The sequence below is a fragment of the Flagellimonas lutaonensis genome (assembly GCF_000963865.1).
Taxonomy (GTDB): Bacteria; Bacteroidota; Bacteroidia; order Flavobacteriales; family Flavobacteriaceae; genus Flagellimonas_A; species Flagellimonas_A lutaonensis.
In genome coordinates this window covers 1162007-1187187 of sequence record NZ_CP011071.1, presented here as the reverse complement: position 1 = coordinate 1187187, position 25181 = coordinate 1162007, and the positions used below count along the sequence as shown (strand labels likewise).

30 protein-coding genes are annotated in these 25181 nt (G+C 44.5%); 21 read left to right on the top strand and 9 right to left on the bottom strand.

All coding sequences use genetic code 11. The features are described 5' to 3' along the window. Nucleotides 1-135: 135 nt before the first annotated feature. From VC82_RS05540 to VC82_RS05510, 9 genes are all read left to right on the top strand, one after another. Complete coding sequence (locus tag VC82_RS05540; RefSeq protein ID WP_045801484.1) at nucleotides 136-777, top strand: 4'-phosphopantetheinyl transferase family protein; 642 nt, start codon at nucleotides 136-138, stop codon at nucleotides 775-777. 42 nt (nucleotides 778-819) lie between these two features. Beyond that, the gene (locus VC82_RS05535; RefSeq protein ID WP_045801483.1) at nucleotides 820-1080 is read left to right on the top strand and encodes a thiamine-binding protein; all 261 of its coding nucleotides are present in this window, start codon (nucleotides 820-822) and stop codon (nucleotides 1078-1080) included. After that, the gene (pnuC, locus tag VC82_RS05530; RefSeq protein ID WP_045801482.1) at nucleotides 1064-1705 is read left to right on the top strand and encodes a nicotinamide riboside transporter PnuC; all 642 of its coding nucleotides are present in this window, start codon (nucleotides 1064-1066) and stop codon (nucleotides 1703-1705) included. The genes VC82_RS05535 and pnuC overlap by 17 nt, the downstream gene beginning before the upstream one ends. Then, complete coding sequence (locus VC82_RS05525; RefSeq protein ID WP_045801481.1) at nucleotides 1660-2217, top strand: AAA family ATPase; 558 nt, start codon at nucleotides 1660-1662, stop codon at nucleotides 2215-2217. Before pnuC ends, VC82_RS05525 begins: the two co-directional genes overlap by 46 nt. Nucleotides 2218-2219: 2 nt before the next feature. After that, nucleotides 2220-3758, top strand: coding sequence for a DUF4301 family protein (locus VC82_RS05520; protein WP_045801480.1), 1539 nt, complete (start codon nucleotides 2220-2222; stop codon nucleotides 3756-3758). A gap of 102 nt (nucleotides 3759-3860) precedes the next feature. Next, nucleotides 3861-4040, top strand: coding sequence for a hypothetical protein (locus VC82_RS15530; protein WP_157517997.1), 180 nt, complete (start codon nucleotides 3861-3863; stop codon nucleotides 4038-4040). Between the two features lie 103 nt (nucleotides 4041-4143). Next, on the top strand, nucleotides 4144-4278 hold the full coding sequence (locus tag VC82_RS15855; protein ID WP_262491909.1) for a hypothetical protein: 135 nt from the start codon (nucleotides 4144-4146) through the stop codon (nucleotides 4276-4278). 442 nt (nucleotides 4279-4720) lie between these two features. Next, nucleotides 4721-6886 carry a TonB-dependent receptor gene (locus VC82_RS05515; RefSeq protein WP_045801479.1) on the top strand — a complete coding sequence of 722 codons (2166 nt, stop codon included), beginning with the start codon at nucleotides 4721-4723 and terminating at the stop codon, nucleotides 6884-6886. 90 nt (nucleotides 6887-6976) lie between these two features. After that, the gene (locus VC82_RS05510; RefSeq protein WP_045801478.1) at nucleotides 6977-7972 is read left to right on the top strand and encodes a Gfo/Idh/MocA family protein; all 996 of its coding nucleotides are present in this window, start codon (nucleotides 6977-6979) and stop codon (nucleotides 7970-7972) included. A 200-nt stretch (nucleotides 7973-8172) separates the two neighbouring features. On the opposite strand, the gene VC82_RS05505 is transcribed toward VC82_RS05510, so the two are convergent. Then, nucleotides 8173-8610, bottom strand: coding sequence for a Rieske (2Fe-2S) protein (locus tag VC82_RS05505; protein WP_045801477.1), 438 nt, complete (start codon nucleotides 8608-8610; stop codon nucleotides 8173-8175). A 181-nt stretch (nucleotides 8611-8791) separates the two neighbouring features. Here VC82_RS05505 and greA point away from each other — a divergent pair, with 181 nt between their 5' ends. Further along, nucleotides 8792-9268: a transcription elongation factor GreA gene (gene greA / locus VC82_RS05500; RefSeq protein WP_045801476.1), complete on the top strand. Its 477-nt coding sequence runs from the start codon at nucleotides 8792-8794 to the stop codon at nucleotides 9266-9268. 70 nt (nucleotides 9269-9338) lie between these two features. Further along, complete coding sequence (locus tag VC82_RS05495) at nucleotides 9339-9731, top strand: HIT family protein (protein ID WP_045801475.1); 393 nt, start codon at nucleotides 9339-9341, stop codon at nucleotides 9729-9731. Here the strand turns inward: VC82_RS05495 and VC82_RS05490 are convergent. Both VC82_RS05490 and VC82_RS05485 read right to left on the bottom strand, forming a co-directional pair. Next, nucleotides 9724-10074: a hypothetical protein gene (locus VC82_RS05490; protein ID WP_045801474.1), complete on the bottom strand. Its 351-nt coding sequence runs from the start codon at nucleotides 10072-10074 to the stop codon at nucleotides 9724-9726. The two genes, VC82_RS05495 and VC82_RS05490, sit on opposite strands and share 8 nt — an antisense overlap. Nucleotides 10075-10076: 2 nt before the next feature. Further along, nucleotides 10077-11225 (bottom strand): sensor histidine kinase, encoded by a 1149-nt coding sequence (locus VC82_RS05485; protein WP_045801473.1) that lies wholly within the window; start codon nucleotides 11223-11225, stop codon nucleotides 10077-10079. Nucleotides 11226-11346: 121 nt separating this feature from the next. On the opposite strand from VC82_RS05485, the gene VC82_RS05480 reads away from it, so the two are divergent. Genes VC82_RS05480 through aat form a run of 3 tightly spaced genes read left to right on the top strand, consistent with a single transcriptional unit; the run spans nucleotide 11347 to nucleotide 13810 of the window. Next, nucleotides 11347-11724, top strand: a complete 378-nt coding sequence (locus tag VC82_RS05480) for a DUF3127 domain-containing protein (protein WP_045801472.1) — start codon at nucleotides 11347-11349, stop codon at nucleotides 11722-11724. 3 nt (nucleotides 11725-11727) lie between these two features. After that, nucleotides 11728-13104: a short-chain fatty acid transporter gene (locus VC82_RS05475; protein WP_045801471.1), complete on the top strand. Its 1377-nt coding sequence runs from the start codon at nucleotides 11728-11730 to the stop codon at nucleotides 13102-13104. 37 nt (nucleotides 13105-13141) lie between these two features. Further along, on the top strand, nucleotides 13142-13810 hold the full coding sequence (aat, locus tag VC82_RS05470) for a leucyl/phenylalanyl-tRNA--protein transferase (protein WP_045801470.1): 669 nt from the start codon (nucleotides 13142-13144) through the stop codon (nucleotides 13808-13810). Nucleotides 13811-13828: 18 nt separating this feature from the next. Here the strand turns inward: aat and VC82_RS05465 are convergent, their stop codons facing one another. The 3 genes from VC82_RS05465 to VC82_RS05455 are packed head-to-tail and all read right to left on the bottom strand — an operon-like array spanning nucleotide 13829 to nucleotide 15665. After that, the gene (locus tag VC82_RS05465; protein ID WP_045801469.1) at nucleotides 13829-14392 is read right to left on the bottom strand and encodes a DNA-3-methyladenine glycosylase I; all 564 of its coding nucleotides are present in this window, start codon (nucleotides 14390-14392) and stop codon (nucleotides 13829-13831) included. 9 nt (nucleotides 14393-14401) lie between these two features. Next, nucleotides 14402-15367 (bottom strand): sodium-dependent bicarbonate transport family permease, encoded by a 966-nt coding sequence (locus VC82_RS05460; protein WP_045801468.1) that lies wholly within the window; start codon nucleotides 15365-15367, stop codon nucleotides 14402-14404. 7 nt (nucleotides 15368-15374) lie between these two features. Continuing rightward, nucleotides 15375-15665, bottom strand: a complete 291-nt coding sequence (locus VC82_RS05455; protein ID WP_045801467.1) for a hypothetical protein — start codon at nucleotides 15663-15665, stop codon at nucleotides 15375-15377. A 138-nt stretch (nucleotides 15666-15803) separates the two neighbouring features. Here VC82_RS05455 and VC82_RS05450 point away from each other — a divergent pair, with 138 nt between their 5' ends. Beyond that, nucleotides 15804-16736 carry a LysR family transcriptional regulator gene (locus VC82_RS05450; RefSeq protein ID WP_045801466.1) on the top strand — a complete coding sequence of 311 codons (933 nt, stop codon included), beginning with the start codon at nucleotides 15804-15806 and terminating at the stop codon, nucleotides 16734-16736. A 79-nt stretch (nucleotides 16737-16815) separates the two neighbouring features. Here VC82_RS05450 and VC82_RS05445 read toward each other — a convergent pair whose 3' ends face one another. Together VC82_RS05445 and VC82_RS05440 are read right to left on the bottom strand one after the other, a co-directional pair. Continuing rightward, a complete protein-coding gene (locus VC82_RS05445) occupies nucleotides 16816-17172 on the bottom strand; it encodes a hypothetical protein (protein WP_045801465.1) in 357 nt (118 codons plus the stop codon). Then, nucleotides 17169-17576 carry a hypothetical protein gene (locus tag VC82_RS05440; RefSeq protein WP_045801464.1) on the bottom strand — a complete coding sequence of 136 codons (408 nt, stop codon included), beginning with the start codon at nucleotides 17574-17576 and terminating at the stop codon, nucleotides 17169-17171. Before VC82_RS05440 ends, VC82_RS05445 begins: the two co-directional genes overlap by 4 nt. A gap of 133 nt (nucleotides 17577-17709) precedes the next feature. Here VC82_RS05440 and VC82_RS05435 point away from each other — a divergent pair, with 133 nt between their 5' ends. The 6 genes from VC82_RS05435 to VC82_RS05410 are packed head-to-tail and all read left to right on the top strand — an operon-like array spanning nucleotide 17710 to nucleotide 24429. Continuing rightward, nucleotides 17710-18387: a TetR/AcrR family transcriptional regulator gene (locus tag VC82_RS05435; RefSeq protein ID WP_045801463.1), complete on the top strand. Its 678-nt coding sequence runs from the start codon at nucleotides 17710-17712 to the stop codon at nucleotides 18385-18387. A gap of 1 nt (nucleotide 18388) precedes the next feature. Then, a complete protein-coding gene (locus VC82_RS05430) occupies nucleotides 18389-20071 on the top strand; it encodes a peptidase domain-containing ABC transporter (RefSeq protein WP_045801462.1) in 1683 nt (560 codons plus the stop codon). Continuing rightward, complete coding sequence (locus VC82_RS05425; RefSeq protein ID WP_045801461.1) at nucleotides 20064-21416, top strand: HlyD family secretion protein; 1353 nt, start codon at nucleotides 20064-20066, stop codon at nucleotides 21414-21416. The genes VC82_RS05430 and VC82_RS05425 overlap by 8 nt, the downstream gene beginning before the upstream one ends. A gap of 2 nt (nucleotides 21417-21418) precedes the next feature. Further along, complete coding sequence (locus VC82_RS05420) at nucleotides 21419-22816, top strand: TolC family protein (protein ID WP_045803275.1); 1398 nt, start codon at nucleotides 21419-21421, stop codon at nucleotides 22814-22816. A 9-nt stretch (nucleotides 22817-22825) separates the two neighbouring features. Next, nucleotides 22826-23740 carry a YitT family protein gene (locus VC82_RS05415; protein ID WP_045801460.1) on the top strand — a complete coding sequence of 305 codons (915 nt, stop codon included), beginning with the start codon at nucleotides 22826-22828 and terminating at the stop codon, nucleotides 23738-23740. Between the two features lie 56 nt (nucleotides 23741-23796). After that, on the top strand, nucleotides 23797-24429 hold the full coding sequence (locus VC82_RS05410) for a thioredoxin family protein (RefSeq protein ID WP_045801459.1): 633 nt from the start codon (nucleotides 23797-23799) through the stop codon (nucleotides 24427-24429). Here VC82_RS05410 and VC82_RS05405 read toward each other — a convergent pair. After that, nucleotides 24403-25131 (bottom strand): energy transducer TonB family protein, encoded by a 729-nt coding sequence (locus VC82_RS05405; protein ID WP_045801458.1) that lies wholly within the window; start codon nucleotides 25129-25131, stop codon nucleotides 24403-24405. The genes VC82_RS05410 and VC82_RS05405 overlap by 27 nt on opposite strands. Nucleotides 25132-25181: the final 50 nt, after the last annotated feature.

Below are 25181 nucleotides of genomic sequence, written 5' to 3'. Positions count from 1 at the left end.
CGTTTTGCCCATAAAGGGCTTTTCAAATACGAGGCTCGCCTCGTACGACCTATGGTTTCTGTTACCGGTCTTGTTGGCCGTTCAGGAAACAAAATTTTATGAGTCGCAAAGGTACAAATAACTTAACTCATACCAGTGCCCCTTTACAAAACCATAACAGAATCGAACAAGACCAAAATCTATATCTGGAAGGTAACGGAACCCGAAACCGACCTCTGGAAGGGAGTGTCTTTGACAATGCATTGCCAACAACGGATCGATGGCATGAAATCTGAAATGCACCGCAGGGCCTTTTTGAGCATTAGGCACTTGATGGCCGAGGCAGGCTATGAAGACAAAGACCTGTACTACGATAAGATGGGCAAGCCCCATCTGATGGACGGCAACCACATCTCGATTACCCATTCGCACCATTTTACCGGCATTATTGTGAGCGAGTCCCACCAAGTGGGCATAGACATTGAAAAGCAGCGCGATAAGATCTTGAAAATTGCCTATAAGTTTACACCCATTCAAGAATACAGTACGTTGGCCAATGCAGAGGCCGTTAAGAGAAAATTGACCATTGTTTGGGGGGCCAAAGAATCACTTTATAAAATCTATGCCCAACCGGGACTTAGTTTTCTCAGGCATATTGATGTGCATGACTTCTCTTTTGCTGATGGCCAGACCACTGCCGAAATATTGTACAAGGGCCACTCGACGCACTACGATGTCAAGTTTTTCGAATTCGAGGGCTTTACCACCGTTTATGCCCTTAAAAAGGCCGGGGACTGAAGGAAATTTGATTTCTTTGCCAAAACACCGTAAAATCTCCTTATGGAAATTTCAGTTGAGCTGACACTCACCCCCCTTCAAGACGATTTTGAACCACCGATCATCGATTTTATCAAAAGACTACGGAATTCTGGTCTGACCGTGGTGGAAAATCCGCTCAGCACCCAGGTTTTTGGAGATTATGACAAGGTCATGGCCCTGCTGACAGATGAAATAAAGGCAGCCTTTGAAAACACAGAACGGGTACTTTTGTACATGAAGATCGTAAAGTCTGACCGAAGTGGTTATGAACCCCATTTTTGATTTCTTTCTTGAACCGTACCAGGGCAGACAGGTTTCTTTGATTATTCTTGAGGCCACGGCTTTCTTTTTCGGAATAGCCAGCGTGGTCTATGCGAAAAGAGAGAATATCTTGGTATATCCGACAGGATTGGTTGCCACGGCCATTACCACCTATCTCTTTCTTGTAGACCAGCTTTTCGGGGACATGATGATGAATTTCTATTTCTCGATCATGAGCATCTACGGCTGGTATAACTGGGCCCGCCGAAAGAACGACAAAGAGTTCGTGGTTCAGATTTCAAGAACCAATACCAAGGAAAAATGGATCGGGTTCGCACTGTTCGTATTGACCATGTTGGTCACGTACACCGTGTACCGGCTCTTCGGGTCTGAAATTGAGGTCTCAAACTATATTGACATATTCACCTCGGGCATCTTTTTCACGGCCATGTGGTATATGGCAAACAAGAAGCTCGAAAACTGGACCCTTTGGATCTTGGGAGACCTAATAACCGTACCTTTGTATGCCTATAGGGGGTGGGGCATGTTCTCACTACAATATCTTATTTTCACGATTTTGGCCATACAGGGCTATCTAGCATGGAAGAAAAGTTTGCACAACAACCTTCAGACCTCGTCAAAGTAGTACTTTTTGGACCCGAATCGACCGGAAAGACCACCTTGGCCAAACAACTGGCAGCACATTACAATACCGTTTGGGTGCCCGAGTATGCCCGTGAATACCTTCAAGAAAAGTGGGATAGGGAACAAAAGACCTGCGAGCCTAAAGATTTGCTTCCGATAGCCGAGGGCCAGATGGCCAGCGAGAACGCCTTGGCAAAAGAGGCGAACAGGTTGTTGGTGTGCGATACAGACCTTTTGGAGACCAAAGTGTATTCTGAGGCCTATTATCTGGGGTATTGCGACCCCGAACTCGAAAAATATGCATTGGCCAACCAATACGACCTCTATTTGTTGACCTATATCGATACGCCCTGGGTAAAAGACGACCTGCGCGACAAGCCTGATGAAAGGGAGCGAATGTTTGCATGTTTCAAAGATGCCTTGGTGAAGTATGGCCGTAATTTTGTTATCTTAAAGGGTGATAAAGAAACGCGGCTTTCAACCGCGATCAACCACATTGATAAATTATTGTGACCATGGTTCAATTTTCAGAAAAAGACCTGCAACAACTTGAAGAAAAAGGCATAACCAGAGAAAAAGTTCTCAAGCAGATAGATACGTTCAAAGAGGGCATTCCCTTTGTGACGCTCGAAAAAGCGGCTGTTGTAGGCAATGGCATCGAGAGATTTACAGAAGCGGAACAGAAAAAACGGGGCGATTATTTTGAAAAGCATCGCGATAGACTGAAACTGTTGAAATTCGTGCCCGCCTCGGGGGCGGCCTCCAGAATGTTCAAGGCCATGTTCAATTTTTTGGATGCGCATGATCCCAAACGGGAAACATTAACCGAATACGTGGAGAGAACCAACGACGAAGCGGTCAAAAAGTTCGCCGAGGGTATCGAAAAGTTTCCCTTTTACGAAAAGATAATGGACCGTATCGAGGGTAAGTACCATTCACAAGGCGAGCAAGTCTATTATTTTGTCAAGGAAATGCTATCGACCGATGGTCTCGACTATGGGGTTTATCCAAAGGGATTGTTGCCCTTTCATAAATATGGCAAAGATACCGCCACCCCTCTCGAAGAACACTTGAAAGAGGCGGCACTGTATGCCAAGACCGATGGTGTTGCAAATCTGCACTTCACCATATCTGAGCAGCATAATGAAATGTTCAGGGCCGAAGAAAAGAGAGTTGCTGAAAGAGTTTCAAAATCGACACAGGCAACTTTCAAGGTCGGTTATTCAAACCAAAAGTCTTCGACCGACACCATAGCGGTTGACCTGAACGATGAACCCTTTAGAAGCAATGATGGCACGTTGCTGTTTCGGCCCGGCGGCCACGGGGCACTTATTGAAAACCTGAACGATCAACAGGCCGATATCATCTTTATCAAAAACATCGACAATGTGGTGGTCGATAGAAACTTGGAAGCGGTCGCGAACAGCAAAAAAATGCTTGCAGGGGTATTGCTACAAGTACAGTCCGAGGCTTTTTCGTTCGCTGAAAAATTGGATGACGAAACCGTATCGATTGATGTCATGGCCGAGGCCAAAGATTTTCTTGAAAAACGGTTGAACGTTCGTTTTCAAGAAAACTACAGGGGGTTGAGCATCGACGACCAGAGAGCTATTCTCAAAGACAAGTTGAACAGGCCCATTCGTGTGTGCGGCATGGTCAAAAACGAGGGCGAACCCGGTGGCGGACCCTTTTGGATCAAGGACAAAAATGGCAATATTTCGCTGCAGATCATCGAATCGGCACAGGTCGATATGGGAAACGGGCACCAAGTGTCCATTTTAAAGAATTCTACCCATTTCAACCCCGTTGACCTGGTATGTGGGGTAAAGAACCATAAGGGAGAAAAGTACAACCTCCTAAATTATGTAGATGCAAAGCAAGGTTTTATAACAGAGAAGACAAAAGAGGGCAAGCCCTTAAAGGCCCTTGAGCTTCCGGGTCTATGGAACGGGGCCATGGCCTACTGGAACACCATTTTCGTCGAGGTGCCCTTGGTGACCTTTAATCCTGTGAAAACAGTGAATGATCTCTTGAAACCCTCACATCAGGTTTAAGTAAACACAAGTTACCTTATCCACCCCCTTTTTTTTAAGGGGTTTTTTTGTATGTGACCTTTTTCAAAAAAGGGTGTCATACAAAGTGAAGAACCAAACAAGATGAAAGACCTTTTGAAATCAGGCATACTGATCGCCATATTGATGGCGGCGCTGTTGATGGCCAAAAATGTAAAGGGCAATAGCGAGAAAGAAGACAATCGCAAGGTCGAGGAGAAAATAGGGAACACAGCAACGGAGAATCCTGCTGAAGAAAAAATAGAAGAAAACTATCCGTTGTAGCCTTACGGCGCACGGATTTTGGTTGGTTGATTTGGTTGGAAGGGCCGTGTCAATACGTATACGGCCCTTTTTTAGGCAGTTCAACCACAATTAATACAAAAAGATGCAAGCGATATATATCATACTGTTGATTATAAGTGTTCTGTCGTTCGCCATGGCCATCTATTTGATGGGACCGTACCTGAAAAACGAAAGAAGGAGATGGAACAAAAAGGAAACCGAAAAGATTGAAGTATAAGGATAATGCTATGCAAACACTAACCATGCATTGTCCGATGGCCAAAGGCAATTTGCACTTTTTATATTGTTGTTGACAACTTCCCCTATATTAAAGGTCAGTATTGGCTTGGTCAGATAAGGCTGCTTCGGCGGCCTTTTTTTATGAAAATAAAAGTTTCAGTGGTACATTTGTACCATCTCAAAGGGGTGCTTCTACGAATTGTGAATGTAGCATGAAGAGTTCCAGAATCTAAATTTGGAATTCATACTATATCATTTGCAATTTGTAGGGCTGAGATTATACCCAATGAACCTGGGCGGGTAATGCCGCCAAGGGAGGCGATAAATCGCCATTTGGTATTTCCTAATCGTTGTGTTTGTTGCCAGATAATTGGCATGACCAACAACAATCAAAGTCAAACCAGAATAATGGCCCCTTTTATTCGTAAAAATTTTTACGGATGAAGACTGTATTCGCAACTTTTGCCCTTTCAGGGCTGGCACTGGGTCTCAGTGCACAAGAAAAACAACAAGACACTTTAGAAGGAAAAAAAGTCGTACTCGATGAGGTACTCGTGCAGGCCGTTCGGGTAACCAAAGAATCACCGGTCACCTTTTCCGATCTGGACAAGGAAGAGATTGCCCCAAGAAACCTTGGGCAAGATATTCCGATTTTGATGAATTACCTGCCTGCTGTGGTAACCACTTCAGATGCAGGGGCTGGCGTGGGGTATACGGGTATCAGGGTGCGTGGCAGTGATGCCACACGTGTGAATGTCACCATCAATGGTATTCCCTATAACGACGCCGAATCACAAGGCACTTTTTGGGTGAATATGCCCGATTTTGCCTCTTCGACCGAAAGTTTACAACTGCAGCGGGGGGTGGGCACCTCTACCAATGGGGCCGGAGCCTTTGGCGCCAGTCTTAACTTGTTGACCGATGGATTTTCTGAAGATGCTTACGCCCGCATTTCTTCTTCATATGGTAGCTTTAATACCCTGCGCAACAATGTCAAGTTTAGTACAGGGCTGCTCAATGATAAAATAGAACTGGCCGGAAGGTTATCACGCATAACTTCTGACGGTTATATAGACAGAGCTTCAGCAGAGCTCGATTCCTATTTTCTTCAAGGAACCTATGTCGATGACAATACCCTTGTCAAGGCACTTCTTTTTGGCGGACACGAGATAACCTACCAAGCTTGGTACGGTATTGATGCCGAGACTTTGCGAACAAACAGAACCTTTAATGCCGCCGGCATTTATACAGATGAGAACGGTAATGTACGGTTCTATGAAAACGAAGTGGACAACTATAAACAAGACCATTTTCAACTGCACTGGAACGAGCAACTAGGCAGCAATTGGAGCACCAATATAGCCCTGCACTATACCCGTGGCCGGGGCTTTTTTGAACAGTTTCGCGAAGATGATGATTTTGCAACCTATGGTTTTGAGCCCCTTAATGTCAACGATGAAGAGGTAAATACTACCGACTTGATTCGCAGAAGATGGCTTGACAACGATTTTTATGGTACTGTTTTCTCTGCCAATTATGAAAATGAAGACCTGGATCTCATTTTGGGTGGGGGCTACAATATTTATAAAGGCGACCATTTTGGAGAGGTCATATGGGCTCGTTTTGCAAGTGATAGTGAGTATCGTGATCGATATTATGATGATAATTCCACCAAAACGGATTTTAACCTATACGCAAAGGCCATCTATAAATTGAACCAAAAATGGAGCCTTTTTGGTGACCTGCAGTATAGAACCGTAGGCTATGAGGCCAATGGTGAAGATACGGGCTTGGTCGATGATACCTTTGACTTTTTCAATCCCAAAGCGGGAATTACCTATAATTTGAATCGTAACCATAATTTCTACTTTTCGTATGCCAGGGCCAATCGAGAGCCTAACAGAAACGATTATGAGAACGGTAACCCACGGCCAGAGAAACTGAACGATTTTGAATTGGGCTGGCGCTATGTTTCGCCCTCCGTACAGGTAAACACCAATGTGTATTACATGCGCTACAAAGACCAACTGGTGCTAACAGGCGAACTGAACGATGTGGGTGCGCCACTACGTGCCAATGTGGGCGATAGTTATCGTCTGGGCCTTGAAGTGGATGCCAATATTGCGTTGGGCAATAAATGGCGACTGCGGCCAAACATCGCATTGAGCGATAATAAAAATGTGGATTTTATCTTTCAACGAGATGGACAGTTACGAAACCTGGGCAATACCAATATCGCCTATTCACCGAGCGTGGTTGCGGGCAATATGCTCACCTACGCACCGAACGAGTATTTTCAGATTTCGCTCCTCTCGAAATATGTGGGGGAACAGTACATGGGAAACATTGATTCAGAAGCCTCGATTTTGGAGGCCTATTCGCAAACCGATTTGAACCTGCAGTACACCATTGAGACCAATTCGTTCGTTAAGAGCATTGTACTGTCTGGGTTGGTGAACAACCTTTTTGACCAAGATATCGTTTCAAACGGCTATTTCTTCACCTTTGATGATGACTCTTCAGGAAGCGTAGTCACATTTGAGGGTGCCGGTTATTATCCGCAAGCGGGCATTAACTTTTTGTTGGGTGCGACCGTGAATTTTTGAATCTTTTGAGAGTCCCCTCTCCCGTGGGAGAGGGGGATTTAGGGGTGAGGGCAAAAGAAGATTTCAAGTACTTTTGAAAAAACTAGCTAGATGGCCCTTAAACCCTATTTTGATAAAGGCCCCATTCGCTGGGGCTTTATTGGCTGTGGTGCCGTTACCGAGGTAAAGAGTGGCCCTGCCTATCAGATGACTGACGGATTTGAGGGGTGTATGGTCATGCGACGTGATATTGGCAAAGCAAGAGACTATGCGTACCGACACGGCATTCCAAAGTATACCGATAATGCTGCGGAACTAATTGAAAGCCCTTTGGTTGATGCCGTCTACATTGCAACCCCACCCGACACCCATAAATACTATGCGTTGCAGGTGGCCGAGGCAGGCAAGCCATGTTGTGTTGAAAAGCCGATGGCACCCTCTTTCAGAGAAAGTTTGTCCATTTGCCAAGCCTTTGAAGAGAAAAACCTGCCCTTGTTCATTGCCCATTATCGCCGCTCATTACCACGTTTTAACCAAGTCAAGCAGTGGTTGGCCAAAAGCCTTATTGGAGACGTAAGGCATATACGCTGGCATTTGGGCAAACCGCCCAATAGAAAGGATTTGAATGTCGAATACAACTGGCGTACCGATCCAGCGGTGGCCCCGGGGGGCTATTTCGATGATTTGGCCAGCCATGGGCTAGATCTTTTTTCTTATTTCTTCGGAAGCGTAAAAAAGGCACAGGGTTTTGCCAGAAACCAAATGGGGCTGTATAAAGCTTTTGACAATATCGTGGGTAATTGGGTATATGAAAGCGGTGTCACAGGCCAGGGCAGCTGGAACTTTGGTGCTCATGAACGTGAAGATGTAGTGGAGATATACGGTTCAAAAGGTAAAATTGTTTTTTCGGTGTTTGATGAGGCACCAATTCAGTTGACCACTGAAGCAAGAACAGAATCATTGCTGATAGAAAATCCGAAGCACATACAGCACTATCATGTTGAAAACATCAAAAGACATCTGATAGGAGACGCCAAACACCCATCTTTGGGCGTAGATGGACTGCACATCAGTTGGTTGATGGACCAGATATTGGGAAAACAATAGGGTAACGTGAGTTCGATGTAAGACGGCACTCAAGCATTTGATTTTCAACAATATAAATATTCTGTCAGGTCTAGCGCAGTCGAGACCTATTTAAAAGCCTCCATTTTTAAGGCTTTTCGACTGTGCTCGAAGTGACATTGGGCTTGTTCATTGGTGTCAGCCCCATCATTGTTTCGATTTTATATCGAACACCTGTTGTATTAATTCGAAATAGTCACGGTATTACCACTTTGTACAGCCCTGTAGAACAAGAGATCAAAATATCGTTCTCCATCATCTGGGCGGTTGAGCAATTGACCAGTAAAAAGGCTATATTCAAAGTCTTCGCACGAACAAGTGACATTCTGCCCGTCAAGGGTCATGGTAGAACATGAATTGGGTATATGGTTAGGGCACGATGCCTCAAAGGCAAAATAGGTGTCAACACTGGTCTTCATGACAAAGACGCCCCTAAGTCCCACCCCATTGTTGCCAACATACACTGGGTTTCCAATGGTGTTGAGTCCGTTGTAGAGTGGTAGGTTGAGGTTCAGTTCAAACCTGAAATTGGTTTCCTGTAAAAAGGGGTTTCGCTCCGCATTGTCTTTGCCACAAGCAATAAACAAGAGCAAGAACGTGAAAAGAGGTACATACTTCATAACATGCTGAAAAGCTGTTCGTAAGGTAAAAATGCTCAAAATTTGTGTATCTTTGCGTTAAATCCTCGCAAAAACCATGCATGCATGGTCAAAGCGGAGGATTTTTTCTATTTAATAAACCGAGCCATACAAAGATTCCCGTTCGGGGTCTGGTACTCGATGGCGATAAAAATACAACGATATGGGCAACGTATCTTATTATACAGCGGAAGGATTAAAAAAACTCAGGGAAGAACTTGATTACTTGAGGGATGTTGAACGGCCAAAGGCCTCACAAGCCATTGCCGAGGCCAGAGACAAGGGCGATTTGTCAGAGAACGCCGAATATGATGCCGCGAAGGAAGCACAGGGGCTTTTAGAGATGAAAATTTCTAAATTGGAAGAGACCTTGGCCAATGCACGGTTGATTGACGAATCGCAGCTAGATACTTCAAAAGTGTTGGTGCTTTCGACGGTAAAGTTGAAGAACCAGAACAACGGACAAGAAATGAAATATACCTTAGTGGCCGAGAGTGAGGCAGACTTGAAGTCAGGAAAGATTTCAGTGACTTCTCCAATAGGCAAGGGGCTATTGGGCAAATCGGTTGGTGATGTCGCCGAGATAACCGTACCCAACGGAACCTTAAAGTTTGAAATTTTAGAAATCACCCGTGAATAGCATCCTCATAAATTTATATCTTTAATCCTGCCTTAAAGGGCAGGATTTTTTTTGTTTAGAACCGTACCAAATGGCCAGTATTTTTACCAAAATCATCAATGGAGAGATTCCGTGCTATAAAATCGCGGAAGATGAGCATCATTTTGCTTTTTTGGACATCAACCCCAATTCAAAGGGGCATACACTCTGTGTACCCAAAAAGGAGGTCAATAAAATCTTTGACTTGGATGAAAGTGACTATATGGGGCTGATGGCCTTTTCGCGAAAAGTGGCAAAGGCCATTGAGGCCACAGTGCCCTGCGAAAGGGTAGGTATGATGGTGATCGGTCTTGAGGTGCCCCATGTACATGTACATTTGATTCCCCTTCACAGCATGAAGGATGCGACCTTTCAGCACAAGGTGGAAATTACTGAAGAGGAGTTCGAGGAAGTGGCTGAAAAAATACGGTCGGCAATCAAATAATCCCCTCCAAGATAAGGTAGACACCAGCCCCGACCAAAACAATCAACAACAACAATATCACAAAAAATAGGGTGGTGAACCGTACTGCTGGTCTATCGGGCTCAACCAGTTTATTGTAATAGTCAAATACCCTTTCGATATCAGGTGTCCAATTTACCGGATAGATGAGCGAATAACATTTTTTGCACTTTATTTCGTGCGTAACGTCTTTTGTTTTTCTGTGGTAAAAGGGTGTGGAAGTGTGCCTTTGATAGAAGGTAAGCCGAAGCTCTTGGTTGAAGCATTCAGGGCAATTGTTGGAAATTTCCACATCCTTTATGACTACCTGTTTCTCTTTGGCCATGATCAATGATTTGATTTCAATGAAATCTGCATGATTGTTCCTTCCTTGCTAGACGAAAATACTTTAATTTTTCCTTTGTGGTATTCTTCAATAATCCTTTTCACCAGTGATAGTCCCAGCCCCCAGCCTCTTTTTTTGGTTGTTACCCCTGGGTTGAATATGGTTTGAAACGCTCCCCTTGGAATGCCATGCCCCGTGTCGGCCACTAAAATATTGACCGTGTTGCCGGTCTTTTCAACCTTGATGGAAATGCTTCCCTTGCCCTTCATGGCATCGATGCCGTTTTTCACCAAATTTTCAATGCTCCAATTGTAAAGAGGGGGGTTCAGGGGCACCAAAAGTGTGTCGATGTTTGAGCTGAACGAAAACTGTATCAATTTAGAACTGCGGCGCTTTAGGTATTGATAGGCCTTTTCTGTTTCAGATACGATATCGTGCATTTCAAGTTCGGGGGTCGACCCGATTTTTGAAAACCGTTCTGTAATGGTCTGCAAGCGCGAAATGTCTTTCCCAATTTCCTTGGTTACCTCAGGATTAATATTTTCGGCCTTTAACAGTTCATTCCATCCCAAAAGAGAAGTCAATGGGGTGCCAATTTGGTGGGCGGTCTCTTTTGCCATGCCCGCCCAGAGCTTGTTCTGCTCTGAAGCCTTGTTCGTCTTGAAAAAGAAAAAGATGACGGCTCCGAACAGAAAAATAATCAGCAAAAGGGCTATGGGATAGTATTTCAACTTGTTCAATACCTCAGAATTGCCGTAATAAAGGGTGGCGAGCTCTTCGCCCCGATCTTCGATGATAATGGGGTCGTTCTCACTGGCGAACTGCCGCATCTTCTTTTGCAGATAGGCGCTGTCCACTACCATTTCTTCGGGCATGTTGTTGGTTCTGATAGAACCATCCTTGTTCTGAAGAATCATAGGGGTCGAGGTGTTGTTGCCCAATACCTTGAGGGTAAGATTGCCCAGCTCTTGGTCTTCGTCAGCTTGTAACAATTCTGATTGGGCCGTGGCCCAAATTTCCATCTTGAGGCGTTCTTCTTCCTTGAATTTCTTGAAAAAGCTATTGGTGTTCCATAAAATAAGGCTGACTATGACAAAGGCCGATATCAAAAGAAAGATGTTCGAGGTGCGTTTTCTGGGGTTGAATTCCATGCCAGGCCGTTTGCATTTTAAAGATAACGCAAAAAGGGATAAAATGTTGAAAACCCAATCATATTCAAGGGCCGAGTTTCAGGGCCATTTATGTATTTTTGAAACGAATTAAAAGAGAGATATGGAGATTCAAGGAAGAATAAAACTCATTGGTGAAACCAAAGAATATGGTAACAACGGTTTTCGTAAAAGGGAAATAGTCGTTACCACCGAAGAGCAGTATCCGCAACATATACTGGTTGAGTTTGTACAAGATAAGACCAACCTGTTGGATAATTTTCAAGTGGGGCAAATGGTCAAGATCAGTATCAACCTACGGGGCCGTGAATGGGTGAATCCACAAGGTGAAACCAAATATTTCAATTCAATACAAGGATGGCGTATCGAAAGCCTTGAGGGAGAGCAAAATGCTGATAACATGCCACCCGTGCCACCGATGGAGGCATTTGAACCCGTTGAGGATCTAAAAGAAGAAGAGCCAGACGACCTTCCGTTTTAGGCAATGGGCCTTACCACGTTTATAGAAAATGTCTTTAGAAGGTACTTGCCTTCTCCCTTTACCATTGCCATACTATTGACCGTGCTGACCTTGGTGTTGGCACTTTTTTTGACCGAGCCGTCCCAAAACGAAAACCAATTAACGGCCATACTATCCTATTGGGAATCGGGCATTTGGAACAACGGTCTTTTGGTCTTTGCCTACCAAATGATGCTCATCTTGGTGCTGGGGCACGTGCTGGTGCTGAGCAAACCTATGGAGAGGCTCATCATGCATATCACAAAATATGTAAGCAATACTTCGAATGCCGCCCTGTTGGTGGCCTTGCCCACCATGCTCGTTTCTTTTTTCAATTGGGGGCTTGGGTTGATTTTCGGGGCCATACTGGCGCGAAAGGTAGGTGAGCATGCACACGCCGAGGGCATTCCAATAAATTATCCACTTATAGGAGCCTCTGGCTATGTTGGTCTGATGGTCTGGCATGGGGGCATTAGCGGCTCGGCGCCTATCAAGGTCGCTGAGCCTGGACATCTGCACGATTTGATGCAAGGCGTTTCAGCGGCCAGTTTGGTCGGGCAATTGCCCGATTCCATTTCAACAGGGCTTACGGTGTTCAGCATCTCCAATCTTGTAATTTTTTTAGTGATTGTCACGGTAATTTCTTTATTGGTCTTTTTTCTGGGAAAAAAGACCGCTGCCACCCCTATCGATTTGGGAGTGTACCGGTTTAAACATGAAAGTAAAGATGAGCTGGTCGGTGCTGAAAAATTGGACCACTCAAAAATTTTTTCGACCATATTCGGATTGTTGGTGTTGGGTGTTTTTCTTTTGCAGTACCTACCCGCTTTGCAAACGCTGAACATTACACCGAACATGTTAAATTTCTTCATGCTCGGATTGGCGCTCTTACTGCATGGTAGCTTCAAAAGTTTTTTGAACGCCGTCGAAGAGGCCATTGGTGACGTGGCGGGCATTTTAATCCAATTCCCCCTATATTTTGGTATCATGGGTATAATGGCACAAAGTGGTATGATCAACCAGATATCCGATTTTTTCGTTTCGGTGAGCAATGAAACAACGTTGCCCATATTTACCTTTTTGAGTGCTGGCCTTGTCAATATTTTTGTGCCGAGTGGCGGAGGCCAATGGGCGGTACAGGGCCCCTTGGTATTGGAGTCGGCCCTGCAATTGGGGGTACCCCTGCCAAAGGCCATTATGGCCCTTGCATATGGCGACCAATTGACGAACATGCTGCAACCGTTTTGGGCCTTGCCCCTTTTGGGCATTACCAAATTAAAGGCAAAAGAAATTTTGCCCTACACCCTGATTTTCATGCTTGTTGGGGGTGCCATTTACGTAGCAGGGCTGCTGATCTTCTAAGGCAAATTCTCTATTTTAGAGAAAAAAAAGCATTGCTATGGACAATCAAGAGCGGAGGCTTCCCATTGCTTTTCTTGGTGAAGAATTGGAGTTTCCACCAGTAGAAAAAGCCAGCGAAGAGGGGCTGTTGGCCATTGGTGGCGACCTATCGGTAGAACGCTTGTTGCTGGCTTATCGAAATGGCATTTTTCCTTGGTTCAATAATGATGCCCTTATCCTGTGGTGGTCGCCCGACCCTCGCATGGTATTGTTTCCTCGAAAAATAAAAGTCTCAAAAAGTATGGGAAAAGTACTGGCGAGCGGGCAATTTAGGTTGACAAAAGACACCTGTTTTGAAAAAGTCATCGATCATTGTGCGAATGCTGAAAGAAAAGACCAGCCAGGCACTTGGATAACGTCCAACATGAAGAACGCGTATATTGAGCTACATAGGCAGGGTCATGCCCACTCGTATGAGGTTTGGCAACAAGATACATTGGTCGGTGGCCTGTACGGAGTTGATCTGGACCATGTATTTTGTGGAGAGAGTATGTTCAGTTTGGTGTCGAACGCCTCAAAGTTTGCTTTGATTCGATTGGCCCAAGAGTTGGCACAAAAGAAGTATACCATGATAGACTGCCAAGTGCCCACCAAGCATCTAGAGAGCATGGGGGCTGAAATCGTTTCAAGAAAAGACTTTTTGGCTTTATTACGGGGAAAAGCGTAACATTTGCCAGTTGCGTTTTTACACTTCATCATATCTGAAACAACTGGTTTCATGGTCGTTTACCATCCCCGTGGCCTGCATGTGCGCATAGACCACAGTGCTTCCTACAAATTTGAAGCCACGTTTTTTGAGGTCTTTACTGATGATCTCTGACAGCTCGGTCTTGGCAGGAGCCTTTCGGTAGTCGTCATAGCTGTTTTTAATGGGCGTACCATTGACAAACCCCCATATATAATTGCTGAAGCTTCCGAATTCTTGCCGCACTTTCATAAAGGCTTGGGCATTGGTCACCGTGGCATGCACTTTCAATTTATTTCTGATGATGCCTGTATCTTGTAAGAGCGCATCTATTTTTGATTGGGGGTATTGGGCAACTTTTTCATAATCGAAATTGTCAAATGCCCTTCTGAAATTTTCACGTTTTCTCAAGATGGTAATCCAACTCAAACCTGCTTGAAAGGTTTCCAAGACCAAAAACTCAAAGAGCGTGGGATCATCTTTTACAGGTACGCCCCATTCATTATCATGATAGGCTTCGTACAGGGCATCGCCCTCGCACCAGCCACATCTTTTTTTCTCCATTCAAAACGTTTAGAGGTTCTGTACAAGATACAGATAAAGTGGCATACCCAGCGTAATGTTGAACGGGAAGGTAATGGCCAACGCCATGGGGATGTAAAGGCTTGGGTTGGCTTTCGGAGCCGCCAACCGCATGGCCGCTGGCACAGCAATATAAGAGGCACTCGCCGCCAAAATAGCAAACAAAAACCTGTTGCCCACACTTTCTGTGATGAACTGGCTGAACCAAGCCACAAAACAACCGTTGATTATGGGCAAAATGATGGAGAAAAGCACTGCAAACCATCCTTTTTTCAAGAAATCGTTGAGCTTTCGTCCGCTGGTAATGCCCATATCCAGTAAGAAAACCGCTAAGAAACCTTTGAAAATATCGGTAGTAAAGGGTTTGATGCCCTCGGCCTGTTGGTCATTTGCCAAGAAGCCGATTATCAAGCTTCCTATAATCAACAATACGCTACCGTTTGTCAACGAATGGTGCAAGACTTTACCGAAATCAGCTCTTTCGGTTTTCTGTCCTTTTTTGAAGAGCGACATGAGTATGACACCAACGATTATAGAAGGTGCTTCCATCAAGGCCATTACGGCAACCATGTGCCCGCCGAAATCGATGTGTTCTATTTCAAGAAAGGTAATGGCCGTAACGAAAGTCACGGCGCTGACCGACCCATAGGCGGCCGCAATGGCCCCTGAATTTTCAACGCTGAACTTTCTGCGGAGAATAAAATAAGCGTAGACAGGTACCGCCACCGCCATAAAAATACCAAACAGCAACGACCATAAAATCTCTAAATTCAGTTCGCTGTGGGAAAGCTCTTGGCCACCCTTAAATCCAATGGCAAAAAGAAGATACAGCGAGATGAACTTTGAAGAGTTCGAAGGAATTTCAAGATCACTTTTTAATTGAACCGCCAATATTCCCAAGAAAAAGAATAAGAGCGCAGGGTTAGTTAGATTATCAACTAAAAGATGAAGGTCCATTCAGCAGTTACTCTTCAACAGAAATCTTCAAAATGCCGTCAATTCTGAGTTTTTTGCCTTCCTTTCTCAGCTCGGCTATGAGCTCTTTTGCTTTTTTCTTCTCTTCGATCAATTCTGCAATCCTACCATCGGGGTACTGGGTGTCGGCATTGATGTCTCCCTCACACCAAGAAAGGCGTTGAAACTTGTGAAAATTAATTTTTTGGTCAATCAGTGCCTGTATTACATCATGTGCCTCTGAAGGTGTAAATGTACCATCCACTAGATTGATTGTCTTTACATCGCTTATTACTTCCATAATCACTGTTTTTAAAGTTGAACTTCTGATTGTGTTTTAATACGGATATGTCAAGCCGTTCAAAACCGGGGGCAAAGTTGAGATTAATATTTCATATGTTTTTATTTATATTTATAATACTAAACATTAAAAAGGTTTATGAACTTTACACTGCACCAACTCAAGGTCTTTTTGAAGATCTGTGAAAAAGAAAGCATTACCAAGGCCTCTGAAGAATTGCACCTTACCCAACCTGCGGTGTCCATACAATTGAAGAACCTTCAAGACCAATTTCCAATTCCACTCACCGAGGTGGTTGGCAGAAGGCTTTATATAACAGATTTTGGCAAGGAAATAGCCACGGTGGCCGATCGAATTCTGAACGAGGTCGATGCGATTAATTACAAAATGCTCTCTTACGGCGGGCAGTTGGCTGGCCGCCTAAAGATTTCCGTCGTTTCCACGGGCAAATACGTAATGCCCTATTTTTTATCGGCTTTCATGCGCGAGAATCCCGGGGTGGACCTTGTAATGGATGTGACCAACAAATCTAGGGTTGTTGAAAGTCTTGAACAGAACGAGGTAGATTTTGCCTTGGTCTCTGTGTTGCCCGCACATCTAGATTTGGAAACCGTTGACTTGATGTCAAATATTCTATACTTGGTGGGCAATCCGAACTATTTTGATGAGGTAAGGGTAGACAATAAGACCGGACAAATTAGCACACCGCTTATTTTTAGGGAAGAGGGCTCTGCCACTCGTGCTGCTATGGAAAATTACCTGACACAGTTCGGAATAGAAGTGGGCAAGAGGGTTGAGCTCACCTCAAACGAGGCCGTGAAACAAGCCGTTTTGGCAGGGTTGGGTTGCTCTATCATGCCGCTTATCGGAATTAAGAACGAATTGCTCAAGGGCGATCTACAGATTTTTGACATGAAGAACCTGCCAATTACCACCATGTGGAACGTAGTGTGGCTGAGGGCCAAAAAACACTCACCCGTGGCACTGGCATTTCTTGATTTTTTAGAGAATGAAAAATCACAGATTATAGGACGTGATTTCAAATGGTTGAAGTCCTACGTGCAAAAATGAAGCGCCGGCCCGGTAAACGATTTTATGAACATGAAGGGGCCGGCGCTTTGTTAGAGAACAACTTTAGTTTTTGTCAAGGTTATCCCTCGACTTTTTGTAGCTCACCGTTGTCAAGGGCATCTGCTAAGTCTGCTTTCAGCTCACGGTAAACATTGAAGAATTTTCCGCCGTTGGCTGGTACTAGGGTAACAACCACTTCGTCTCCTTCGGTGCTGATGTCCTTTACAATGGCTTTTCTATTTTCAAGGCTCTTTAAATTGGCAATACCGCCACGCTTGATAATGAAGTTTTTTCGGGGAACATCAATGTATTTATAGTTGTGGGATATGGGAGATGTAATAATAAGCTCGTCTCCAACGTTGACCGATTGTTGGTCTTGGGCATTTAAAGCACCAAAAAAGAAAAATAAAACCGCAAAGAAAGATATTTGTCTCATTGTTTTACATTTAGATTAGACACTAAATTACCGCTTTTCAGTGAATTGTTTAAAGTATTGACTGGTATTAATATGGCCTTGAGGGTTGGGGCATAGCCAAAAAAATCACGCCCATCTTCCCTTCTGATAATGGCTTGGATGCTGCCGTCTGGCAATACATCCATTTGGTCTACCACCACCACATGGCCATGAAAGTTGAAGGTGGTGCCCAGGCCTGAACGGCTGTTCATGGGGTTGTATCCCAAAACCACCTCCGTATAGGGCAGTTTGGCCAATAGACCCGTATCGCTGTCTCCCCGGCTTTCCTGAAAATGCTCAAAACCCATTCTATAGACCTGGGTCTGTGCATTCATTCCGGTATAGAGGAAAAAACCAAATAAGAATAAAAGTAAAGATTTGGCCATAGGATACTTGAATTTACAAGTAAAAATAACAAGTTGCTTTTGATTAACAAGTAATACTTTCGTTAAAAGAAGGTTAAACTATTGAAATACAATAGTAATACTATTATTTTTGCATGGAATTTTATTAGGTGATATGGAGCGATTACTTCAAACAATCAAAATTGCCATTAACGAAAAAATCTATGTCAAAGACCCCGAGTCCTCAGATTTGGGCAAACGAATCATTGAAAAGAGCATTTTGATGATCGACGAAATGGGCTTTGAGGCCTTTACCTTCAAAAAACTGGGTAGCGAAATTGGTTCGAACGAAAGTTCTATTTATCGGTATTTTGAGAACAAGCACAAGCTTTTGGTATACCTCACTTCTTGGTATTGGGGTTGGGTTGAGTACCATTTGGTGTTTTCGACGAACAGTATTTCCAATCCGCATGAAAAGCTGAAAAGAGCCATTGAGATTATCTCACGACCCATTGAAGAAGACTCCCATTTCTCGCACATCAACGAGGTTGTACTGAACCGAATTGTAGTCAATGAATCTTCCAAATCGTTTTTCACAAAAGAGGTCGACCTTGAAAACAAAGAGGGTTATTTCGTCATTTACAAGCGTATGGTGAGCCGCTTGACCGAGATGGTACAAGGGGTGAATCCCCAATACCCGTACCCCAAAAGTTTGGCCAGCACCATTCTAGAAGGGGTGCTTCACCAAAATTTCTTAAAAGAACACTTTCAGAGTTTGACCAATTGCAATGCCAATGAAGCCCCGACGGATTTCTTTGTCGATCTGGCCTTCAAAACCCTAAAATCAAATTAACATGGCGCAAAATATGATGACCTCATGGCAACGGCTTATGGGGCTTTTGAAGCTGGACAAAAAGGACATTTTTCAAGTTTTTTATTATGCGATTTTTGCTGGCTTGGTGAACTTGTCGCTCCCCTTGGGCATACAGGCCATCATCAACCTCATACAGGGTGCCCAAGTGAGCACCTCGTGGATTGTACTGGTAATTTTGGTTACCTTGGGTGTCGCCTTTGTAGGTCTGCTGCAATTGATGCAGATACGCATCATTGAAAACGTGCAGCAAAAAATATTTACCCGTTCCTCTTTTGAGTTTGCCTATCGTTTTCCAAAGATCAAGATGAGCGAGTTGAGCAATTACTATCCGCCTGAGTTGGCCAACCGTTTCTTCGATACACTGACAATTCAAAAAAGCCTTTCGAAGATTTTGATAGATTTTCCCGCAGCCCTTTTGCAGATCATATTCGGCCTGTTGCTGCTTTCGTTCTACCACCCATTTTTTATCATCTACGGTCTGCTTCTGCTGCTGCTGATCTATGTGGTCTTCAAGTTTACCGCTAAAAGGGGGCTCGAGACAAGCTTGGAAGAATCAATGCACAAATATCGTGTGGCCCATTGGATCCAAGAGATTGCCCGGTCTATAATCAGTTTTAAACTGTCGGGCAAGACCTCTCATGCCATAGACAAGAACGATGCCCTTGTGGTCGATTATCTTGATGCCCGTGAAAGCCATTTCAAGATCTTGATATTACAGTTTATCCACATGATCGGGTTCAAGGTGTTGGTCACCGCTGGCCTTCTTTTGATAGGTGGCCTACTGGTGTTGAACCAAGAAATGAACATTGGGCAATTTGTTGCCGCCGAGATCATTATTCTATTGGTCATCAATTCGGTCGAAAAGCTCATTCTTGGGCTGGAAACATTCTACGACCTGCTTACTTCGCTCGAGAAACTGGGGCAGGTGGTTGACAAAAAACTGGAATCGCCCGAGGGTGAAAGACCCTTTAAAGAGAACGAGGGCTTTCATCTTGAGCTCAACCACGTTACCTACAAGGTGCCTGAAAGGAAGAAAATTATTGTAAACGATTTCTCTTTGAACATTACCCCCTCGTGCACCATACTGTTGCAGGGCCCCAGCGGTTCTGGTAAATCAACCTTGCTGCGGTTGATCGCCGGTATTTTAGAACCGGATTCAGGCGATATTTTTGTGAACGATGTGTCGTTGAAGGGCGTTAACCTAAACCACTACCGTTCACATATTGGGCAATCACTTTCTGAAGAATCCCCGTTCGAGGGCACTATTTTGGACAACATAACATTTGGCGACAAAAGCATTCCGCAAGAAGATATTTACTGGGCCTTGGAAAAGACCAAGCTCACAGCCTTTGTAAAAGAACAGCCCAAAGGTTTGAAAACCATACTCTATCCTGAGGGGAAACAGATTCCATATACCATCTCAAAGAAGATAGTTTTGGCAAGAAGTATTGTTAGAAAGCCCAAGCTATTGATTCTAAAGGATCCTCTTGACCAATTCAATAGGGAAGAGGCCGATGAGATCATTGACTTTTTGACCGACCCCGACAATGGGTGGGCCCTTATTGTGGTAAGTGAAAACCCAAGGTGGACCAAAAAATGTGGTCGAATCATCACTATGGAAAATGGAAGATTAATAAAAGAAATTGCAGGAAACCATGCTTAACATTACCCATAACAAGTTAAACCAGAAAGTTGACCTGATGCGGTTTAAGGCTGCACAGAAGGTATTTCCCAGGCGTTATTATACCTACTTCAACAAATTTCTGCTCGCTTTTGCCATAATCTGTTTCATCATCTTGTTCTTGCCATGGACGCAGAACGTTACGGGCAAGGGCTACCTTACTACCTTGACCCCAGACCAGCGACCCCAGACGATTCAGTCGCCCATTCCCGGGCGAATCGAGAAATGGTACGTGCGTGAGGGTGATTTTGTGGAGAAAGGCGATACCATACTACATATTTCAGAAATCAAGAACGAGTATTTTGACCCACAACTCGTCGAGCGTACAGGCCAACAGATAAAGGCAAAAGAAATGGCCGTTACCTCTTATCAAGAAAAGGTCAAGGCTTTGAACACACAGATCAATGCCCTGGCAAATGAGCGTACATTGAAATTGGAACAGGCCAAGAACAAACTGATGCAGGCCAAACTAAAAGTTCAAAGTGATAGCATTGACCTTGAGGCGGCAAAAACCAATATCACCATCGCCCAACGGCAATATGATCGGGTAGTGCAACTACAATCGGAAGGGTTGAAGGCCGTAACCGATGTCGAAGAAAAACGGTTGAAGCTGCAAGAGGCCCAGGCCAAGCTGATTTCACAAGAAAACAAGCTGCTTGCCAGCGAGAACGAGGTAATAAACGCACAGGTAGAGATCAATCGCGTACAGGCCGAGTATACCGACAAGATTTCGAAGGCAAGAAGTGATATGTTCACGGCACAGTCAAATCAATTTGATTCAGAGGCCCAGGTCACCAAACTCGAGAACGAGTTCACCAATTATTCAATCCGTAACGATATGTATTACATAAGGGCCCCACTGAGTGGTTACATCAATAAGGCCATTCAGGGAGGTATCGGGGTAACTTTTAAAGAAGGTGAGCATTTAGTGGGCATTATGCCGGCAGATTTTGATATGGCAGTTGAGACCTATGTAGACCCCATTGACCTGCCCCTACTGCATTTGGGCGAAAAGGTACGTATTCAGTTCGATGGTTGGCCGGCTATAGTATTTAGCGGATGGCCCAACCTCTCGTATGGCACCTACGGTGGCGTTGTGGTTGCGATAGAAACATTCATCAGTGAAAATGGCAAATACCGGATCTTGCTCGCCCCCGATCCCGAAGACCAACCATGGCCACAAGACCTTCGGGTGGGCTCAGGTGCCTATACCATAGCCTTGTTGGAAGACGTACCTATTTGGTTTGAGATTTGGAGGCAATTGAACGGATTTCCACCCAATTATTATCAACCAGAAAACAACACGGCCAATAGCCAAAAGAAATGATCATGAGAACATACCGCGTATTGTTTTTCCTTTTGATCACTACAGTCATATCCGCACAACAAGATACCTTGGTGCTGGGATTTGACGAATATTTGGGCTATGTAAAAAAATACCATCCCATAGCCAAGCAGGCCCAACTCGCCATTAGTATGGGCCAGGCCAACCTCATGCGGGCTAGGGGAGGTTTTGACCCAAAGATCGAGGTTGACTATGAGCGCAAAGAGTTCAAAGAGACCGAGTATTGGGACAGGCTAAATGCGACCTTTAAGATACCCACCTACTTCGGAATCGAACTGAAGGGAAACTTCGAGCAGAACCAGGGCGATTTCATCAATCCCGATGAAAATGTGCCGATCGATGGGCTGTACAGTGCCGGGGTTTCAATGTCTCTTGGGCAGGGCTTTTGGATCAACGAGCGAATGGCCACCTTGAAAAAGGCGAAATTCTTTAGGGAACAGTCAAAGGCCGACCAAGATCTGTTGGTGAACGAGGTGCTCTATAGGGCTTCGTTGGCTTATTTTGATTGGCTGCAGGCATATAAAGATGCGGAAATCTTTAGAAATTTTTTGGTCAATGCAAAGACCCGTTTTAACGGGGTCAAGCAAAGTGCATTGGCAGGCGATGTCGCCGCAATAGACACGGTAGAGGCAAAGATAGCCTTACAAAACAGGGCCTTGGGCCTTGAGCAGGCCAAGGTGAAATTGCGCAAGAAATCACTGGAACTCTCCAATTTTCTTTGGATTGAGGATGTGCCCGTTGAGCTTCAGCCCAATGTTATACCAGACACAGACATTGACCAAGAAATAGACACGACCCTTGAGATAATGGGAAAGCCATTGGATAGTTTTACCCTTGAGAACCACCCCAAACTGCGCTCACTCAATTTTAAGATCGAGGGTTTGGCCGTTGATAAGCGGTTAAAGGCAAACAAGCTGTTGCCCAAAATAGATGTGGAGTACAATTTTTTGACAGAAACCCCAGACCAGATCAATTCATTCAACACGCAAGAATACAAAGGAGGTATCAGTTTTCAGTTTCCCTTGTTTCTCAGAAAAGAGAGGGGCGAACTGAAGTTGGCAAAATTTAAACTTCAAGACGCCCAGTTCGAACGTGACAATGCAGCCGTAGAAATACAGAATAAGGTTTTGGCCATCTATTTTGAACTTGATTCGTACAATGAGCAGAATAGGTTGATAAACGATATTGTTGGCGATTACAGCACCCTATTGGCAGCCGAAGAACGTAAGTTCAGTTTTGGCGAGAGTTCTCTTTTCTTGATAAACTCACGCGAAAGCAAGTTGATCGATGCAGAGCTGAAACAAAATGAGGTACAGAACAAATACTATACAACCAAAGCAAAATTGTTCAAAAGTCTTGCAATAAACCCTGAAAACCTGTAATATTCGTTTATGGCAGAAAGAAACATAGTACAATACAGGCGACTGTTCAGGTCAAGACGGTTCAGGGTAACCGTACACTCCTTCATTAAAGACTTTTTTTTCATTATAACAGGCATATTTGCCGCTGCCTTTGGCCTAGAAAGTTTTTTGCTGCCGAATGGGTTTATCGACGGTGGGGCTACCGGTATCTCGTTACTGGTTACCGAGTTGACCAACATACCGCTTGCCCTTTTGATCATCTTGGTCAACATTCCCTTTTTGATTCTTGGTTTTCGCGTTATTGGCAGGCAGTTCGTAATCAAGGCAGTATTGGCCATCTTGGGACTCGCATTGGTACTGACATTGATACGATTTCCAGAAGTAACCCAAGACAAGCTACTGGTGTCGGTATTTGGGGGGTTCTTCCTCGGGGCGGGCATTGGCCTTTCCATTCGTGGTGGTGGGGTTCTAGATGGCACAGAGGTTTTGGCCATTTTCCTCAGTAAAAAGTTGGGTACCAAAATAGGTGATATCATCATTCTCATCAATATTGTGATTTTCTTGGCTGCAGCTTACTTGCTTTCAATTGAGGTAGCCCTGTATTCTATGCTCACCTATCTGTCCGCTTCCAAAACCTTGGATTTTGTGGTCGATGGCATTGAAGAGTACACGGGGGTGACCATTATTTCACATAGAAGTGAGGAAATCAGACAGATGATAACGGAAAAGATGGGCCGCGGACTTACCATATACAAGGCGGCGGGCGGATTTGGCAAAGAGGGCGAACGTAACGAGTACGATGTCATTTATACCGTCATAACCCGTTTAGAGATCCGCAAAATCAACATGGAGCTTGCCAAAATTGATCCAAATGCCTTTGTGGTCATGAACAGTATCAACGATACCAAGGGCGGCATGGTCAAAAAAAGACGTATCAGCCATTGATAAATGTCAGTTTTTATAATGGGTTGCGACCATAGCTTTGCAAATAAAAATCAAGGATGTCAAATACAGATACTGCACTGATCAAAACCGATTTCGAACTGGTTCAAGATAGTTTGGATATGGCCGTTGAATACGGTACCTACCGTCAAGCGGTTTCGCAGCTTGCGGCCAACGGCGCCACTACAGGCCCACAACAGACGGAATCTCTCATAGAGTACACCAAGTTGAACGACCGTCGCATGTCCCGATGGGACAAGACCTTCAAATTACCTGCCGAAGCAGTCGAAACCATCAAAAAACTCAACAGAAAAGTACTTTGGCTGGTCTTGACAGAAAGCTGGTGCGGCGATGCGGCACACGCGCTTCCGGTAATGAACAAAATAGCGGAACAGGCGCCCAATCTAGAATTAAAGATTATTCTTAGGGATGAACATCTTGAGCTTATGGAACGGTTTCTGACAAGCGGCACATTGTCGATTCCGAAGTTGATTGCCGTTGACGTGGAAGCTGATAAGATAGTTGGAACCTGGGGCCCCAGACCAACAGTTGCCACCAAAATGGTGGAAGATTACAAGGCAACCTACGGTAAGCTTACCCCCGAATTTAAGCAAGACCTACAACTTTGGTATAACAAGGACAAAGGGCAAAATATACTGGCCGATCTACTGCGATTGCTTGCCTTGGAATAGGTAGGTAATGGTGCCAATCTGTGATTTCCGTTGGTGGGGGCTGAACCTTGCCTTCAATGCATAGGTTATGGCATTGTCTATTAGGCAATAATCACGGGTGTTCGAGCTTTTTTCATTAAAACTGGCATCCGTTACATATCCATGCTCGTCCACTTCTATGTTGACCACCACTTTTCCTCCGCGAATGCAGGTGTATATCGGCGGCGGCAGTTCGTATGAATTTCTGTCAACCAAAGAAAATGAGATAGTGGTTCTCCGTTCCGATAGGTTCTGCGTATATTCCTTTTTTTGGGCCTCGAGTTCAGAAAGCTTTTCTTTGTTCTCTTCCCTTTTTTTGGCAAGCTCTTTCAAGTTGGCCGCAAACCCTTCGTCACCACTGAGAAAATCTTTTGGGCTTTCACTCATGTCACGCTCTTCCAATAGTTCCTCAAGGGTTTTCAATGGTTCGGGATTTGCCACACTGGGTTTGGCGGTCTCGTTGAAAGCCCTGTGGGTTTTTATGGGGTCGTTCTGCGCAATCTCTTCCAATCGCTGTTCTTCTTCCTTGAGCAGTTCTTCCAGGTCTTCTTCACTAAGGGCCATCTCTATGACATATTCATCTTCTTGCTTGGCACCCAGACGTATACTATAGGCCACCAGTACGATGATTGACATCGAGAAGATGGTGATCAATAGCGATAACTGCTTCCTATTCAAGTCCATAGTGATATAATAACCCCTTTTTTTACAAAATATTTTATTCTGTACAGAAA

Excerpts from the sequence above, each read along its gene's own strand:
- VC82_RS05475 (WP_045801471.1), top strand. The coding sequence starts at position 11,728 with ATGGGCCTTACCACGTTTATAGAAAATGTCTTTAGAAGGTACTTGCCT.
- VC82_RS15855 (WP_262491909.1), top strand. The coding sequence starts at position 4,144 with ATGCAAGCGATATATATCATACTGTTGATTATAAGTGTTCTGTCGTTC.
- VC82_RS05495 (WP_045801475.1), top strand. The coding sequence starts at position 9,339 with ATGGCCAGTATTTTTACCAAAATCATCAATGGAGAGATTCCGTGCTAT.
- VC82_RS05520 (WP_045801480.1), top strand. The coding sequence starts at position 2,220 with ATGGTTCAATTTTCAGAAAAAGACCTGCAACAACTTGAAGAAAAAGGC.
- VC82_RS05430 (WP_045801462.1), top strand. The coding sequence starts at position 18,389 with ATGGCGCAAAATATGATGACCTCATGGCAACGGCTTATGGGGCTTTTG.
- VC82_RS05525 (WP_045801481.1), top strand. The coding sequence starts at position 1,660 with ATGGAAGAAAAGTTTGCACAACAACCTTCAGACCTCGTCAAAGTAGTA.
- VC82_RS05445 (WP_045801465.1), bottom strand. The coding sequence starts at position 17,172 with ATGAGACAAATATCTTTCTTTGCGGTTTTATTTTTCTTTTTTGGTGCT.
- VC82_RS05535 (WP_045801483.1), top strand. The coding sequence starts at position 820 with ATGGAAATTTCAGTTGAGCTGACACTCACCCCCCTTCAAGACGATTTT.
- VC82_RS05510 (WP_045801478.1), top strand. The coding sequence starts at position 6,977 with ATGGCCCTTAAACCCTATTTTGATAAAGGCCCCATTCGCTGGGGCTTT.
- VC82_RS05440 (WP_045801464.1), bottom strand. The coding sequence starts at position 17,576 with ATGGCCAAATCTTTACTTTTATTCTTATTTGGTTTTTTCCTCTATACC.
- VC82_RS05415 (WP_045801460.1), top strand. The coding sequence starts at position 22,826 with ATGGCAGAAAGAAACATAGTACAATACAGGCGACTGTTCAGGTCAAGA.
- aat (WP_045801470.1), top strand. The coding sequence starts at position 13,142 with ATGGACAATCAAGAGCGGAGGCTTCCCATTGCTTTTCTTGGTGAAGAA.
- VC82_RS05425 (WP_045801461.1), top strand. The coding sequence starts at position 20,064 with ATGCTTAACATTACCCATAACAAGTTAAACCAGAAAGTTGACCTGATG.
- VC82_RS15530 (WP_157517997.1), top strand. The coding sequence starts at position 3,861 with ATGAAAGACCTTTTGAAATCAGGCATACTGATCGCCATATTGATGGCG.
- VC82_RS05490 (WP_045801474.1), bottom strand. The coding sequence starts at position 10,074 with ATGGCCAAAGAGAAACAGGTAGTCATAAAGGATGTGGAAATTTCCAAC.
- VC82_RS05410 (WP_045801459.1), top strand. The coding sequence starts at position 23,797 with ATGTCAAATACAGATACTGCACTGATCAAAACCGATTTCGAACTGGTT.
- VC82_RS05435 (WP_045801463.1), top strand. The coding sequence starts at position 17,710 with ATGGAGCGATTACTTCAAACAATCAAAATTGCCATTAACGAAAAAATC.
- pnuC (WP_045801482.1), top strand. The coding sequence starts at position 1,064 with ATGAACCCCATTTTTGATTTCTTTCTTGAACCGTACCAGGGCAGACAG.
- VC82_RS05485 (WP_045801473.1), bottom strand. The coding sequence starts at position 11,225 with ATGGAATTCAACCCCAGAAAACGCACCTCGAACATCTTTCTTTTGATA.
- VC82_RS05505 (WP_045801477.1), bottom strand. The coding sequence starts at position 8,610 with ATGAAGTATGTACCTCTTTTCACGTTCTTGCTCTTGTTTATTGCTTGT.
- VC82_RS05465 (WP_045801469.1), bottom strand. The coding sequence starts at position 14,392 with ATGGAGAAAAAAAGATGTGGCTGGTGCGAGGGCGATGCCCTGTACGAA.
- VC82_RS05460 (WP_045801468.1), bottom strand. The coding sequence starts at position 15,367 with ATGGACCTTCATCTTTTAGTTGATAATCTAACTAACCCTGCGCTCTTA.
- VC82_RS05405 (WP_045801458.1), bottom strand. The coding sequence starts at position 25,131 with ATGGACTTGAATAGGAAGCAGTTATCGCTATTGATCACCATCTTCTCG.
- greA (WP_045801476.1), top strand. The coding sequence starts at position 8,792 with ATGGGCAACGTATCTTATTATACAGCGGAAGGATTAAAAAAACTCAGG.
- VC82_RS05515 (WP_045801479.1), top strand. The coding sequence starts at position 4,721 with ATGAAGACTGTATTCGCAACTTTTGCCCTTTCAGGGCTGGCACTGGGT.
- VC82_RS05420 (WP_045803275.1), top strand. The coding sequence starts at position 21,419 with ATGAGAACATACCGCGTATTGTTTTTCCTTTTGATCACTACAGTCATA.
- VC82_RS05450 (WP_045801466.1), top strand. The coding sequence starts at position 15,804 with ATGAACTTTACACTGCACCAACTCAAGGTCTTTTTGAAGATCTGTGAA.
- VC82_RS05455 (WP_045801467.1), bottom strand. The coding sequence starts at position 15,665 with ATGGAAGTAATAAGCGATGTAAAGACAATCAATCTAGTGGATGGTACA.
- VC82_RS05480 (WP_045801472.1), top strand. The coding sequence starts at position 11,347 with ATGGAGATTCAAGGAAGAATAAAACTCATTGGTGAAACCAAAGAATAT.